The organism is Metabacillus lacus, from assembly GCF_009674805.1.
Taxonomy (GTDB): domain Bacteria; phylum Bacillota; class Bacilli; order Bacillales; family Bacillaceae; genus Metabacillus_C; species Metabacillus_C lacus.
In genome coordinates, this window is sequence record NZ_WKKI01000035.1 from 1 (window position 1) to 15,802 (window position 15,802).

At 39.2% G+C, this 15,802-nt stretch carries 14 protein-coding genes; 13 read left to right on the plus strand and 1 reads right to left on the minus strand.

The window, feature by feature from the left end; genetic code table 11:
• The first annotated feature begins 276 nt into the window (after positions 1 to 276).
• From GJU40_RS15055 to GJU40_RS15065, 3 genes are all read left to right on the plus strand, one after another.
• A complete protein-coding gene (locus GJU40_RS15055) occupies positions 277 to 663 on the plus strand; it encodes a hypothetical protein (RefSeq protein WP_154308896.1) in 387 nt (128 codons plus the stop codon).
• A gap of 161 nt (positions 664 to 824) precedes the next feature.
• On the plus strand, positions 825 to 1,106 hold the full coding sequence (locus GJU40_RS15060; protein WP_154308897.1) for a hypothetical protein: 282 nt from the start codon (positions 825 to 827) through the stop codon (positions 1,104 to 1,106).
• A 370-nt stretch (positions 1,107 to 1,476) separates the two neighbouring features.
• Complete coding sequence (locus GJU40_RS15065; RefSeq protein ID WP_154308898.1) at positions 1,477 to 2,412, plus strand: hypothetical protein; 936 nt, start codon at positions 1,477 to 1,479, stop codon at positions 2,410 to 2,412.
• Positions 2,413 to 2,556: 144 nt separating this feature from the next.
• On the opposite strand, the gene GJU40_RS15070 is transcribed toward GJU40_RS15065, so the two are convergent.
• A complete protein-coding gene (locus GJU40_RS15070) occupies positions 2,557 to 3,657 on the minus strand; it encodes a hypothetical protein (RefSeq protein ID WP_154308899.1) in 1,101 nt (366 codons plus the stop codon).
• 341 nt (positions 3,658 to 3,998) lie between these two features.
• Between GJU40_RS15070 and GJU40_RS15075 the strand changes: the two genes are divergently transcribed.
• The 10 genes from GJU40_RS15075 to cydC all read left to right on the plus strand — a co-directional run bounded on the left by GJU40_RS15075 (position 3,999) and on the right by cydC (position 15,773).
• A complete protein-coding gene (locus GJU40_RS15075) occupies positions 3,999 to 4,496 on the plus strand; it encodes a response regulator transcription factor (RefSeq protein WP_246188384.1) in 498 nt (165 codons plus the stop codon).
• Positions 4,484 to 4,687 (plus strand): winged helix-turn-helix domain-containing protein, encoded by a 204-nt coding sequence (locus GJU40_RS21060; RefSeq protein ID WP_246188385.1) that lies wholly within the window; start codon positions 4,484 to 4,486, stop codon positions 4,685 to 4,687. The genes GJU40_RS15075 and GJU40_RS21060 overlap by 13 nt, the downstream gene beginning before the upstream one ends.
• Complete coding sequence (locus tag GJU40_RS15080) at positions 4,688 to 5,953, plus strand: HAMP domain-containing sensor histidine kinase (RefSeq protein ID WP_154308900.1); 1,266 nt, start codon at positions 4,688 to 4,690, stop codon at positions 5,951 to 5,953.
• Positions 5,954 to 6,074: 121 nt separating this feature from the next.
• Positions 6,075 to 6,836, plus strand: coding sequence for an ABC transporter ATP-binding protein (locus tag GJU40_RS15085; protein WP_154308901.1), 762 nt, complete (start codon positions 6,075 to 6,077; stop codon positions 6,834 to 6,836).
• A 7-nt stretch (positions 6,837 to 6,843) separates the two neighbouring features.
• Positions 6,844 to 9,183, plus strand: a complete 2,340-nt coding sequence (locus GJU40_RS15090; protein ID WP_246188386.1) for an ABC transporter permease — start codon at positions 6,844 to 6,846, stop codon at positions 9,181 to 9,183.
• A gap of 652 nt (positions 9,184 to 9,835) precedes the next feature.
• The gene (locus GJU40_RS15095) at positions 9,836 to 11,158 is read left to right on the plus strand and encodes a cytochrome ubiquinol oxidase subunit I (protein WP_154308903.1); all 1,323 of its coding nucleotides are present in this window, start codon (positions 9,836 to 9,838) and stop codon (positions 11,156 to 11,158) included.
• A 4-nt stretch (positions 11,159 to 11,162) separates the two neighbouring features.
• The gene (locus tag GJU40_RS15100; RefSeq protein ID WP_154308933.1) at positions 11,163 to 12,182 is read left to right on the plus strand and encodes a cytochrome d ubiquinol oxidase subunit II; all 1,020 of its coding nucleotides are present in this window, start codon (positions 11,163 to 11,165) and stop codon (positions 12,180 to 12,182) included.
• Between the two features lie 21 nt (positions 12,183 to 12,203).
• Positions 12,204 to 12,311 (plus strand): cytochrome bd oxidase small subunit CydS family protein, encoded by a 108-nt coding sequence (gene cydS / locus GJU40_RS21570; RefSeq protein ID WP_425481230.1) that lies wholly within the window; start codon positions 12,204 to 12,206, stop codon positions 12,309 to 12,311.
• 16 nt (positions 12,312 to 12,327) lie between these two features.
• Positions 12,328 to 14,058: a thiol reductant ABC exporter subunit CydD gene (gene cydD / locus GJU40_RS15105; RefSeq protein ID WP_154308904.1), complete on the plus strand. Its 1,731-nt coding sequence runs from the start codon at positions 12,328 to 12,330 to the stop codon at positions 14,056 to 14,058.
• A complete protein-coding gene (cydC, locus tag GJU40_RS15110) occupies positions 14,055 to 15,773 on the plus strand; it encodes a thiol reductant ABC exporter subunit CydC (protein ID WP_154308905.1) in 1,719 nt (572 codons plus the stop codon). Before cydD ends, cydC begins: the two co-directional genes overlap by 4 nt.
• Positions 15,774 to 15,802: the final 29 nt, after the last annotated feature.

Here is a 15,802-nt window from a genome sequence, read left to right on the forward strand (position 1 = left end):
GTGGAGGAAGAGGCAGAAATAAATAAGGCTTTTGTACAAAAATCTCCAGAATTACTCTTGAAAATTCCAGAAAACCAGGAATTATTTACGAAGTCTGAACTGGATGAACTGTTGCCTATAGCTAAGCAAGCGCTCATGGAATTAGAAGATTAACTTCTTGATATATTGTAGTTTAATAGATGGGGAAAGGTTTAAGTATAAATGGAAATTCATTAGAACGTATAAGCCTTATAAACCATATGCCCTTTTCATAACTATTAATGATAAGGAGGTTCTATGAAAAACAACAAATTTGCAGTATATAATGGAAATGAATATTCAGCAGAAATGAAGAAAGATGGGCGTATTATTTTGCTTTCAGAAAATTCAAAAGAAGAATTAAATGGTTTTGAAAAAAAATCAATAAACAATCAAACCATATACGTTAAATATGTAACACTAAGTGAAATTGGGCAAATTTATCATAAAAGGAAGAAAGCACACTATCGAGGGTATGAATTTGAAGTAGTTGAACAGAAAGATAAAATGATATCCATTGTGACCATGATTGGTGATCATAAAGTATGGGAAAGTATTGGTATGAATTGTATAGACAAAGGTATTTACCAAAAATGGGTTAATAAAGATGATGTCATCCTAGAGGTTATAAAAGAAAAGATATAGGGACGAAGGGGCAGTCACATTGTACTGAGAACAATGATAAACATAAACCAAATGAAGCAGTTGTTGTCTTAATGATAAATCATGCAGCTGTTTTTTTTGCTCTTTTCTTAAACAATACTGCTCTATGATATGATATCTGCATAGTTATTAAGGAGGTTGTTATGAGCAAGCCACTTGAATTAGATGGTGCAAAGGTTTTAGTGTTCACTAAGAATGACACTACCAAACTATTAATGGTGTTTGAAGAAGAAGAAGGTTCACCTAGGGAAGTACCGATTACTGCGTTAGCTATTGCGGAATACGATAATGACGATAGATTTTATCTATTTTTATGCGACAAGGATTGGGAAGTGCAAGCTGATTATCTTTTCGACTCAGTTGAAGAATCTATGCATTTTGCAGCAAAAGAATTTGGCATTTTCGAAAAAGAGTGGTCAGTTTAAACTTATGTGAATTTGATAGCGAATGGGACTTAATCAATATCCCATGAGAAGGGAAGCTGCTTTGACGATATCTTAAATTGAATAAAACCTGTTTTAATGTAACATTAACGATTAAGAAATGCTACATAGATTTCCAAAACTACTGATCTTCTATAAAAAAATGTTAACCTCTTTTGATATATTTTTTCAAAAATTTCCTCCGTTTATTTTCCTGGAAAATTAAGTAAGTATGTAATGTCCTGATCTCCACTCCCCAACGACGAACCCGCCGTCTATTATAAATGTAGGTATTTATATACTTACAATACTTGAGACATTAAAGACATTGTTGAGTGCACAAAGTAAGATGTCACTTTTTAGGAGGAGTTATATGTTTGGAATGAGAGAGATAAGAAAACTTCAACCTTCTTTTCAAGTAAAATTATCAAGAAAGCATCGATTGTTATGCCATACAATGGCTAGCAAAACTATTGTATATGATACAAACTCATGGGAAAAAACATTTGAACTTTCTAAAAAAAATCCTGGATATATTAAATTCTCTAGAAATAACGGTTACTTTTATATAAAAAACACTACTGGCACTATATATATGTATAACACGGAAGAGTTTGATTTAATTAAAACAGTCAAATCAAATAAAGCATATAAAATGATTGAAGGGGATTTTGGTCTAACTAAAGATGAGTTTATTATCTTGGACACTGTACAAACCAAAAATGGAAAACAATTAGCTCTTATTAATGCCAAGGATAATAAATATCAAATTCTTACTTCCTTTGAGGATTTAAATACAATCCTTTATTACCACCATTATGTTTTGGATGAAAACTCTCACTATTTTACTATTAGTCAGGTTGATAAGGATTCTGATATGCGTGTAAACAAGCTGTTAAAGGTTAAAGAGGAAACTAATGGATCAGTCATAACAGTTTCTACCCATCCAGAACTTTCATATTGGAATTCATTAATTTACAATTCTATACATCAAGTATATATTGTAATAAAAGAAAGAAATCTTGTTATAGTAGATTCAAACTTTAAAATGATATTAAACAAAAAATCTATAGTTGAAAATGAGCAACAAATTGTTGGATATTTCCTTCATGTTCATCAATCAGCTAATGGTAAGTTCATAATTGTAACTTATAGTGAGCAGATCTTTATTATCCGCTTCCAAGGGTTACAGGTTATTGTTACAGAAAGGGTTCCATATCCTTGTTTTGCGGAATTTAGTGAAGATGATGATTATTTGCTTATAGGTACCTGGGAAAATGGATATGTTTTAGAAAATAATTTAGAGTAGTTACAAATAGCTTTTTAGGATACCAAAAAGTAAATTTGAAAAAAAATACACGCCTTTATTAGAAATAAAGGTGTGTATCGGGTAGAAAATAGTGTCTTCGATGTCAGCCGAATACAATCACAAATGTAATTCATTCGCTGGTGCTTACTTCATTACAACATCACGGCTGGTAAAGTCCTGTATATATAGGAGAAGTTCAGCATCAATGCGAACAGTGTCCTTAGGAAACGGTTCTTCAATCATTGCAGCCTTTAACTTACTTCCTGATTTGCCTGCAGGAAGATCAGGGTGAATTGAAATGTTCACAGAGTTGCTGCCATCATCTTCAGGCACGGCATCTAAATAGGCTTTCGTGAAAAATTGGAGAGTGAGATACTCCTCACATTCGTATTCAATGACTGGGTAGCACATTCCTTTTGGACATGTTTTTAAAAGGCTCTTTTCAAGAGCTGCTTTCATTGAAGTCAGCCGCTTTGGATTCAACGGAACATGAGACTCCTGTTTAGCGAGGTCTTTTTCCATCTCTGCCCAAACATCCATTAAGTAGACCCGGTTTATGTGTGCCCAATGCTCTTGACCGGTTACTCCATTTTGAAACTTTATTTTGTTGAGACTGTGATTACCTACTATCAATGTAATAGGTTGTTCTACTGGAAAAGATTTGTTTTCGGGTCCTATTATAAACTGAAGTGTTGGATTTTCGCCGAACAATGGAATGGCGGAATATTCACCATCTAACTCCATACTTACTAAAAAAAGACTTTCTATACTCTGTAAATCAATACCGTCTGGCTGCCAGCCCCTATGCAGAAACTCGTAAATTAACAGTATTGACTTCCATTCGTGACTACTAAGCTGGTGACTGCTCCAAGAATTCACTTCAAATTCACTTTCCCCAAGGGATATCTTCCTTACTCCCTGAAAAGGATTTGCCGCTTCAATTGAGTTTGAACACAGCAATCTCATCCTGTTAGTCTCGGATACTTCAGGAAGGCAGGACAAGCAATCCTCACCGTTCTCGTCCATATATTGCAGAAAATCCTGTTGATCTGCCGCAGCTTCTGCCTCCTGAAGCCTTCTACAAAAGTCTTCATCATATTGCAATACTAAAAGCCGCATGGTTGTCCCCTCACGCACAATGCCCATCACATGACAAATTACTCCGTCCATTTCAGCAGTTTTTCCAATCACCATCATTTCCTCGGTCTCATCTAAGAGTTCCTTTAAGTATCTTATGTTCATCATTTTCTCTACCCCATTTTAATTTAACTTTCTATTTTTCTATTATATGAAAAATGGTGTTATAACTCTATTCATTTACAGACTAAATGCTTATACCCCTATTCATCTCGGCAAATTATGATAAATGATCCTTTCATTACAGTACTCGAACAAGATGATTTCCATAAATGGTTCTGCGTGCCGAGATTAATATACTGTTCCATATAAACAAAAAACAATAATGTCGTTATAGTTGAATAAATAGCACTTATTTCCAAAAAAACATTCCTGCTAGTTTTGAATATCATGTATACTTTAAATAGTTGAAACGAAAGTAAGTAAGTCTTTTTACTAGGAGAAACATTATGAAGGTAGAATGTTTAATTGTTGATGATGAGATTGCTTTAGCTGAGACAACATGTGAATATTTCAATATGTTTGAAGTTACAACGGCATTTGTGACAACTGCAGATGAGTGCGAACGTTTTGTTGATGCTCATGAACCTTCATTGATTCTTCTTGATATTAACTTGGGAAATGCCTCTGGCTTTGATTTATGTAAAAAATTGCGCTTATCAACGCAGATTCCCATTCTATTCATCAGTGCACGTTCCAGTGATGATGATGTGCTGATTGCTCTAAACATAGGTGGAGACGATTACATTCAAAAACCTTACACTTTAAGTATCTTACTGGCAAAAGTAAAAGCTGTCCTTAAAAGAGTTGGCAGTAGTTCCGGCAAACAGGAGGAAGTGTTAGAATTTGGACAAATTCAAATCGACACGCAGCTGCATCGAGTACGAGTAAATGGTGCTGATATTCAGCTTACAACAATGGAATATAAACTCTTTTGTCATATTTAACGAAGAATAAAAACCGGATCATCACAAAAGCTGAATTGTTTCAAAATGTATGGGGAGATTCTTTTGTTGGAGATGGAACCCTGAATGTACATATTCGGCATCTGCGGGAAAAAGTTGAGAGCAATGCGAAGGACCCGCAATTCATCAAAACCGTTTGGGGAACAGGTTATGTTCTTGAGGATGTTACTTAAATGAAAGTGAAATTCATAATTTTTACTATTACAGTAGTTTTTATTACTGGTATTCTTCTGTCTGTTATAGTGATAAGGAATAATAGTATGGAAGAAGTAGATCTTGCAGCTATAAATGATGTAATAAAAACTGCCGAAAATAATTGGGGACAAATTAGTGAAGAAACCTTCCGTACCATAGACCTGAAACAACCCTTCACGATTATAGATGTCATGGAAAACGAAATATATCAAACACCAGAAAATCCTTATATTGATAATCACGAATCCATTAAAAATAGAGATATATTTATTGATTTAAAGAATCATAATGAGGTTGCAGGGAAATTAATTATCCGCAATCAAGAACAGGAAAACGTGGAGAAATTGAAAAGTGAATTGATTCTATCCATCAGTTTCATCTTGGGTTTGTTATTGATTATGAGTGTGTTCTATATGATTTATCTTCACAGGACGTTATTAAAACCCTTTGAGCAACTTCAAGGTATCGCCGCAAATGTGGCCAGGGGCAATTTTAATATACCTTTGAACATGAAAAAAAACAATTATTTTGGTGCGTTTACGGAAAGTTTCGATTTATTGCGTGAAGAGCTTGATGCTGCACGCAAAAGGGAGTATGAATCTAACCGGAGTAAAAAAGAGCTTGTAGCGGCAATTAGTCATGATATCAAGACGCCTGTCGCTTCAATTAAAGCGGTTAGTGAATTAATGCTTTTACAGACAAAAGATGATAAGGTGATTAGGCAAGTGAACACGATATACTCGAAAGCAGAGCAGATTGACTTACTTATCACAGATATGTTTCACGCCACGTTGAAAGAACTGGAGCAGTTAAAGATCACGGTCACCGAAGAATCGAGCGAGGTCCTTGTTAACATGATCGAACATGTCAATTATGATCAGCAAATCCTCTGCGCCCCCATTCCACAATGCATGATTGAAATGGATACCCTGCGGATGCAGCAGGTCATCGACAATATTATCAGTAATTCATATAAATATGCAGGAACAAAAGTTACCATTCAGTCTGAGATTCATCAGGGGTTTCTTGAACTCCACATAATCGACTACGGACCTGGAATGAGCGAAGAAGAATTACCTTTGGTGTTCAACAAATATTATCGTGGTAAAAATGTCAGCGGAAAGAATGGTTCAGGCCTTGGTTTATATATATCAAAGTATTTAATTGAAAAAATGTGTGGGCAGATTCACTGTTACGACCGAAAAGATGGGTTTACAGTAGTGTTAAAAATTAAACTTGCTTGATAATTAAGAATCCCTTAAGAATTGCACAAAGATTCTATAAGAATTCATTTAGTATGATAAGACTGTAAACTTCTTACAGTCTTTTTTCTATACAGTGAAGTAACAAAAGGGAGATGGGTACATGACAAAAACAATTATTAAAACGGAAAAGCTCTGCAAAACCTTTTCAAGTGGCGGAATACAGCAGCATGTATTAAAAAATTTAGATATGAACCTAATTCAAGGGGATTTTACCATCATAATGGGCAGTTCAGGATCCGGAAAATCCACACTGCTCTATGCAATAAGCGGCATGGATAAACCAACGTTGGGTATCGTTGATTTTGCAGGGGAAAATATTGCAGCATTAAACAATGATCAACTCGCAATATTTAGAAGGAAAAATTGCGGTTTCGTGTTTCAGCAAATTTATTTATTAGACAATATGAGCGTACTTGATAATATTCTTACAAGTGGTCTGTTAGTAAACAATAATAAGCGGGAACTGGTCAAGCTGGCAAAGGATTTATTAATACAAATAGGGATCGATGAGAATGCTTGGTCTAAATTTCCCACTCAGCTTTCAGGCGGTGAGGCTCAGCGGGTTGGAATTGTGAGAGCAATCATTAACAATCCAAAAGTAATATTTGCAGATGAACCAACAGGTGCCTTAAACTCCTTAGCTAGTGATAATGTTTTAGATGTATTCACACATGTTAACCGCGATGGACAGAGTATTGTCTTGGTTACTCATGATATGAAAACTGCATTGCGAGGAAATAGAATTATCTATCTGAAAGATGGCGTCATTTGCGGTGACTTGCAGCTGGGTGCTTACACTGAGAATGATCCAATCGAGCGCCATGAAAAGCTTAGAATTTTCCTTGCAGAAATGGGGTGGTAAAGTGATTATGAAGTTGGTTATGGCGAACATTAGAAAAAATAAATCAGCTGCTGTTTCTTTATTTTTATTCATAATGGTTGCTGCGTTACTTCTCAATACCGGTTTGATGGTCATAAATGGAATGAATACTTTCTTTGATCACAAAGTTGAAGAATTGAGAGATCCCCATGTCGCCATTATGATGAATCAAGCTAGTTATCAATCCGAATTTGATGAATTTCTCATAAACTACTCTGGGGTTAAAGAGACAGAATCAGAAGAAATGATCACAATGAACATTGCTAAATTTCATTTTGGCGACAGTGAATTGACGACTAGCGTTAACATTTTTAATGCAGAGAAGGCTCGTAGTATAGGACCGCTACACTTGATTGAAACGCTGGGTACAACAAGTCCGGATGATATTATTTATGTGCCTTACAGTTTTCATGCAAATGGGGGATACGAATTAGGTGATAATTTTACGATTACGTATCTTGAAAAAGATTATAGTTATATAATTGCCGGGTTCTTGGAAACGACGATCATGGGTACAACATCTAATGGAGTTATGAAGTTTATGCTGCCGGAGTCTTCCTACAAGAAATTAGCTGATACTGTAGACAATCGATCATATGGGCTGATTTTATCTGCCATAATGGAGGACAGCACTCAATCTTCGGAGCTGTTGAATGATTTTACAAAGGAATTTCCACAGTCTATGGAAGGTGAAACAGCTTCAGAGATGTGGGGATTGGATATTGAAACGGTAAAAAGTGTGAATATTTTAACGGTGAATCTTGTGGCAACTATATTAGTAGCTTTTTCTGCCATCATCGTCCTCGTATCACTCATTGTTATTAGATACCGTATTTCAAATAGCATTGAAGATGGTATGGAAAACATTGGGACTTTAAAAGCGATCGGCTATACAAGCAAGCAAATTCTTTCATCAATTCTACTGCAGTTTCTCTTAATTGGCCTGATTGCAGGTATCCTTGGGATTGCTTTGTCATATGGTCTGATGCCTTACATCGGAGGTATCATATCTTCTTTATCTGGGTTGATTTGGAATACAAATCTAGATATAAGTACAAATCTGGTTAGTGTTTTCCTTGTTGTTATATGTATTGTAATTGTTACATTTCTATCTGCTTTTCGTGTACAGAGAATCCTTCCTGTTTGGGCTCTTCGCGGAGGAATTCAAACTCACAGTTTTAAAAAAAATTACTTCCCGCTAGAAAATACAAAAGGGAGTGTTCACTTTCTGCTTGCTATAAAATCGATGGTGGCAAATGCAAGACAAAATGTAATGATTCTTTTCATCATCCTTTCGTTAACGTTTGCTTCTGTCTTTTCCATGGTGCTTTATTACAACATCGCCTCGGATAAAACCGCATTTGTTAACTTGTTTGGCGCAGAGCCCGCCAATGTGATGCTCGCCATTAAGTCTGATAGCAATACACAAGAATTTATGAGCGAGATTAAACAAATGGACCATGTTAGGGAAGTGAATATATTTGATTTAATTACAGCAAAATTAGATGGTCAGACTGTTTATACTCATGTGACTGAAAATTATAACGAATTGAAAAATAATATAGTTTATGAAGGTCGCCAGCCCAAGCATGAAAATGAAATATCCATTTCCTGGGTAGTGTCCAGCCGAATTCATAAAGGAATTGGAGATATGGTGGAAGTAGAATATGGGAGTGAAACAAAAAAATATTTGGTAACGGGACTCAGTCAATCATTGGGTAACCTAGGCCAGGTCGCATCATTAACAATGGAAGGAGTTCAGCAATTACATTCAGGATATAAAGGAACGTCACTTTATATTTATCTGGATGGTATTTCAAACAAGGACTTTATCAAGAATCTTCAAAGTAAGTACGGAAATCATTTAGTTGATACATTAGATTTAGATGAAACGATAGTGAGTCAAACAGGTATGTACACAGCAGCAGTGTTTGCCGTTATGTTGATGATATTGTTCATTACTGTTCTGGTCGTTGTAATGACATTGTATCTCGTTATCAAAACGATGATTATTAAGCGTAAGAAAGAGTTAGGCGTCATGAAAGCAATAGGCTATTCAACGTTTCAACTCATGAATCAAATCTCTATCAGTTTCCTGCCTGTCATTTTGACTGGAGTGGCCATTGGGGGTGTGCTCGGCTATTATTTCACCAATCCTATGCTCTCCATCTTACTATCAAGTGCCGGAGTAAAGCGTTTGAACTTTATCATTCATTTGCCAGGTATTATGTTGCTCAGTGGAGGCCTCATATTGTTATCATACGTCGTCTCAATGGTCGTTTCTAGAAGAATTAAGGATATCTCTGTATATGGCTTAATTACGGAATAGACGTTCAGCGTACAGCATGAATTTGCAGCTGATTACCAATGTAATCTGTTAAATCATCAGCATCGCGCCTGCAGCAAGTTGAGAGCCTTTCTAACCGAAAGGCTTCTTTGTTGTGAAGAAACAAAGGAGTTGAAGTGGAAATTTTAAAGATAAATATGCAAAAGAAACAACTGATGGAAAAACAGAGGGAAGGGTGAGACTAATAGCAATGATGATGCAGTCACCAACAAATCAGTATCACATGCGAGATAGTGCTCTGGAGAGAGAAGGCAAGCAGTGCCCCATTCACATGGCGTTTTCACTTCCAATCCTATGTAAATTGTTCCGATAACGTTATAAATGCCCCTTATCACTCACTTCATATGCAGCTTCACGTGTAAAACCAGTTTCTCGCAAATCATACAAATCCTGGATTGATCTGCCAAATTTATTTCAAATTTGTGATAAATATTTGGACAAATTGTCACAGCTTTTTGTCTTCTTTTTGAAGTTCATATGAACTCGAAATAAGAAAACCGCTAAAACCATTGGTATATAAGGGTTTGTTGGCGTTTATGAGAGTAAATGATCTTCTTTGACATTGAATATGAAGATTTCATACACTCACTATAGATACATTTTCTACAGTGTTTTTATGATTGGAGGAAGTTTCATGGTGGAATATGATCCCGTCTTGTACAGCCGGTTGTTAACAGGCCTGACCTTGGGGTTTCATGTGATTTTCGCAACGCTTGGGGTCGGCATTCCCTTGATGATAGCCCTTGCACACTGGCTTGGCATCAGGCGCAATGATGATCACTATATCCTGATGGCAAGAAGGTGGGCGAAAGGCTTTATTGTGATTGTGGCAGTTGGTGTCGTGACAGGGACGGCGATTGCGCTTCAGTTGAGTCTGCTGTGGCCGAACTTTATGAGAGTCGCCGGGCATACAATCGGCCTGCCTATGTTTATGGAAGTATTTGCGTTTTTCTTTGAAGCGATTTTTCTAGGTTTGTACTTGTATACCTGGGACCGTTTTAAAAGCAGGTACACACATTTTCTGCTTCTGATTCCAGTTGTTATTGGGAGTACAGCAAGTGCTTTCTTCATCTCTACCGTTAATGCGTTTATGAATGCCCCTTACGGATTTTCAATGGTGGAAGGTGTATTGACAGATGTGAACCCTCTTGCAGCCATGTTCAATCCTGCTACGGCAACCAAGATTTCACATGTCATCATTTCAAGCTACCTCACATCCGCATTTGTGCTTGCTGCCATTGCAGCTTTTCATCTGCTGAAGGGCAGAACATCTGTATACCATAAAAAGGCTCTTCACCTTACCATGACGGCTGGTGTTATTTTTGCAATTGGCACTATTTTGATCGGTGACTTTTCCGGAAAGTACCTGCACTACTATCAGCCCGAAAAGCTTGCTGCTGCTGAGTGGCATTTTGAAACAGAATCTGAAGCACCACTGATTGTAGGCGGTATATTGAACAGTGACGGAGAAGTGAAATATGCGATTGAAATTCCTTATGCTTTAAGCATTTTGGCTGGAGGAACCATTGATACGGAAGTAAAGGGCCTCAATGAGTTTCCAACTGAAAATCTCCCTCCGCTCTGGATCCATTACTTGTTTGATGGCATGGTATTCATTGGAATGTTTCTGGCAGCAGTGTCACTTCTTTATTTGCTGGCTCAGAGAATGAAATGGACAGCGTTTAAGAAGCCTCTGCTGATGGCAATTTTAGCTGGCGGACCTCTGGCACTTCTCGCAGTTGAATCCGGTTGGATCTTTTCCGAAGTGGGAAGACAGCCATGGATCATTTATGGCGTGATGACGACGGAGGAAGCAGCAACCGTTTCTCAGCATGTTGACTTGATGCTGGTGCTGTTCCTGATTTTATACATTGTGCTTGGTTTTACGTGTATAAGGGTACTCCGGGGCATGTTTCAACATGATGATATTGAGCAGATTTTAAAGCAAAGGAAGTGAGATGTTGAGCTTTGAACAGACCGGAATCACCTTTCTGTGGGTGTTCCTCTACGTATATATCATTGCAGCTTCCATAGATTTTGGAGCAGGTTTTTTCAGCTATTACACGAAAAGATATCAGTCAGATCATACCATTCACAAAATCATTCAGCGGTATCTCTCACCGGTATGGGAAATCACCAATGTGTTTTTGGTCTTTTTCATTGTCGGTCTTGTTTCCTTCTTTCCTGAAGCGGCATTTTATTACGGAACTGCGCTGCTTGTTCCAGGGAGCATCGCCATTATCCTGCTGGCAATCCGCGGATCTTATTATGCTTTTGCAGCTTATGGAGGAAGAGAGAGCAAATTTTACACATTTCTATACGGTGCAACGGGTCTGCTGATTCCAGCGTCCTTAAGTACGGTGCTGACAATCGCACTGGGAGGGTTTATTACTGTTGAAGGGGAATTAGTTGTGCTTAACTATGTGAAGTTATTCACGAGCCCTCTCGCATGGAGCATTGTTCTTCTGGCAATTTTCAGTGTGCTGTTTATTTCCGGAAGCTTTCTTGCCTATTATGCTGTAAGGGCGGAAGATAGTGATTCTGCAAGCATTTTAAGAAGATACGCCTTAAGATCGGCTTTGCCGACAATTGCAATGGGTGTGATAGTCTTTTTGCTGCTGAGAGATCATAACCCCGAACATTACAGCAAGCTCGTTGACATTTGGTGGGTATTTGCACTTTCAGTTTTGCTGTTTATCGCAGCACTAGCACTCATGATGACCGGCAGAAATGATGGTACAGCCTTTTTATTGATTTCTCTTCAGTTCGCAACAGCGTTCTTTGGATATGGAGCGGCACATCTGCCATATTTGCTGTATCCTTACCTGTCTATTTATGACGGCTTTACAAATGAAACGATGGCTTTTGCCTTGATCAGTGTATTTGCAGCCGGGCTGGCTATGTTGATTCCATCTCTGTATCTTGTGCTGAAGCTGTTTTTATTCGATGCAGACTATATTAGGGCTTTAAAAAACAGATGAAGAGGGAAAGAGGGTAATGCGATGAATTGGTTTCTGATTATGATTGCGCCGGCGGTTGTGCTGGCTGGCTCAGTACTGCTGCTGTTTTTATGGACGGGCTTTGGCAATTTTGATATAGAAAATGACTGATGAGGGAGAGTGAAAGATGGAACTGTTGAAGAATGCAGTGAAACAGCAGAAAAATGAATATTATGCAATGTGGGGATATTCTGTCCTGATTGCAGGGTCAATCATTGCACAGGCTTTTCTGATTGTTTCCATTGTTGAAGCTGTGTTTTTGAACAGTGCCTCTTTTTCCTCCGTTCTGCAGCCTTTGGGCTGGCTTTTGGCTGTGATGCTTGTTCGGGTACTGACGAATGATCTGCTTGGACGGACGGGGATGAGAGTTGCTGCAAAAGCAAAGAAGGGTTTTCGGCAGTCACTTCTCAGCACATATTTGAGGAAACCTGCTTATGCTGCGGAAAGCTCTGTCACGGGGAAAGAAATTAGTGTGATGATGGATGCTGTAGATGAGACAGACGCTTACTTCAGCCAGTATGTACCGCAAAGAATTGCTACCTCTGCGATCAGCGTGATTGTGCTTTGCAGCATATTTGCAGTCAACTGGGTGTCAGGCTTGCTGGTGCTGCTGACGGCGCCATTTATACCGGTATTTATGATTATTATAGGAAAAAACACTCAGAAAAAGTCAGAAGAACAGCTGGAGAAGCTTTCAAACTTTTCCGGAAGCTTTCTTGATATTCTTCAAGGGCTGAAAACGATCATGCTGTATAAAAAAACAGAAGAAAAAAAGGAGGATCTTCGCAGCAGCAGCCTTCATTACAGAGATTCGACGATGGAAGTCCTGAAAGTGGCATTCCTGACCACACTTATGCTTGAATTTGTATCAATGCTGAGCATTGCAACGGTAGCACTGGAAGTGGGATTAAGACTCGTCATCTATGAAAATATCACTTTTTTCAGTGCTTTTTTTGTACTGATTCTGGTTCCTGAATTTTATGCTGTTCTGAAGCAGCTTGGAAGCTCCTTTCATAACGGACGATCAAGCTTGGGAGCAGCTGGAAAAATAGAAGAAGTGCTGCAGAAGGAAGGAGCAGCTGAGATTTGGGGGAGCTCTGAACTGGATGCTTCCCGGCCGCCGCTGATTACGCTGAATGGTATCTCTTACAGCTACAATGGAAAAGAACAAGCAGTCAGAGATGTATCAGCAAGTATAAATCCTGCCAGCAAGGTAGCAATTGTCGGGAGAAGCGGTGCAGGAAAATCAACTCTTCTTCATCTATTATCAGGCTTGATTTCTCCTCAGGAAGGAAGCATCCTGATCAATGGGAAGCATCAGAAAGAATACAGTGAAGAAAGCTGGTTCAATGCTGTTGGCTATCTGTCGCAGGATCCTTATCTTTTCTCCGGCACTTTAAAGGACAATATTGCCTTGGGCATGAAAGGAAGAGCCAGTGATGCGGACATTGAGCTAGCAGCTGTAAAGGCAGGTCTTCAGGAGCTGATTGCAGAGCTGCCGAACGGATTGTCAACATCAGTCGGAGAAGCAGGGAGGGGTCTTTCAGGGGGCGAAAAGCAGAGACTTGCTCTGGCAAGAATACTTCTGAAAAAGCCCGCTGTGATTCTTTTTGATGAACCGACCACAGGCCTTGATTTAAAAACGGAAGAAATTCTCCAAAAATCGATTGCAGAGCTTGCTGCTTCCTCAACCATCATTACGGTTGCGCACCGGCTGCACACAATTATAGATGCTGATGAGATTCTGCTGTTGGACGAGAGCAAATTGGTGGCTGCCGGCACACATGAAATGCTTACCGCAAATGTGCCTCAATATGCGAAAATGGTTGAATTACGAAGAGGAGGTGTACCGGGATGAAGGAGTTATTGATTATCACCAGGCTGCTGCTGCAGGAAAAAAGGGATGTCCTGCTGTCCGTGCTGTTTGGTGTGCTTGCAGGGCTTGCGACAGTCAGCTTGTTTGCCAACAGCGGCTATTTGATAGCAAAAGCTGCAATTACTCCGCCTCTTTATATCCTCACGATCAGTATTGCGCTGCTGAAATTTTTCAGTATCCTGAAAGCTGCAGCTCTTTATATGGAAAGGTTGATTTCCCACAGGGCAACATTTACGATGCTGAGCAATGCGAGAGTTCATTTTTTTCAGCAGCTTGAAGGGAAGGGATTTTCCATTCTGCAAAAATACAACAGCGGAGATCTTTTAGCGAGAATTGTCGGTGATGTGGAAAGCTTGCAAAACTTCTTTCTTCGTATCTTTTATCCGCCTCTTGTCATGCTGATTGTGTTTTTGAGCACCATTGCTTTTACACTTTACTTTTCGGTATATATCGCACTGCTGCTGTTAGGAGGTTTTCTGCTTACAGGGCTGCTGATTCCGCTTTTATTTTCATGGCGTCAGAAAATGGGGAGCAGAAACATGCGTCAAATTAGAGGAAAACTCTCCGGAGAGCTGGCAGAACTGTTTTACGGATATCGAGACTTAAAAATTCACCAGCAGCTTCAAGGAACAGGAGAAGAGATAGAATCAGCGTCACGTTCTTATATTCAACAGCAGGAGAAAGAGCGCATCCAGGTGCTGTCCAGTCAGTCTGTCAATACCATGGCGGCAGCCGTCATCACCTGGCTGGTGCTGCTGACAGGGGCTTTTTTAACAGCAGCCGGCGAGCTTAACGGTGTTTATCTCGCCATGCTTGTTATGATATCTTTAACGGTATTTGAAACAACCGGACCCATGGCAGCTTTTCCCGCCCACTACGAAGATAACAGGGTGGCTTCGCAAAGATTGTTCCGGCTGCAGGGTCAAGCGGAGAAACGTACAGAGGAAAGTGTCAAGCAGCTGGAAAGTCACTCAGCTCCATCGATTACCTTTCACAACGTATCCTTCACCCATGATGGTGAAGCAAGACCTGCAGCTCAAAATATTTCATTTCGTATACCAGCAGGTTCCAAAACGGCGATTGTCGGGCCGAGCGGGTCTGGAAAGTCAACACTGCTGCAGCTGATTTTGAAGATGTATGATGAGTACGATGGCAGCATTTCTATGAACGAGGAGCTTCTGTCCGATATTGATCGGGAAAGCATCTGGACATTAACCAATCCGCTGCTGCAGGAAAGGCATTTCTTTTCCGGAACCATCCGGGATAATCTGCTCCTAGCCAAAGAAAACATCAGTGACAGGGAGCTGATGTCCGCTCTTGAAAAAGCCGAGCTTTCATATGTGTCACTGAATACAATATTGGAGGAAAAAGGTGATAACCTGTCAGGCGGAGAAAAGCAGCGGCTCGATCTTGCCCGGGCGTTTTTAAAGGGAGGCAGATTGTGGCTGCTGGATGAGCCAACTTCCTCGCTCGACAGCGTAACTGAAGGAGCGGTGTTTGAACATATTTTTCAAGAAGCAGAAGAAGATACTGTGATTCTCGTCAGCCACAGGCTTCAAGGTTTGGAAAAAATGGATCATATCCTGGTCATGGAGAATGGCAAATTGATTGAAGAAGGCAGCTATCAAGAACTCATGCAGCGAAGAAGCTACTTTTATGAAATGAAGAAAATTGAAGACAGCTTGTTTATGGTCTAAACACACTTTCTCCATGGGGCACGCATGAG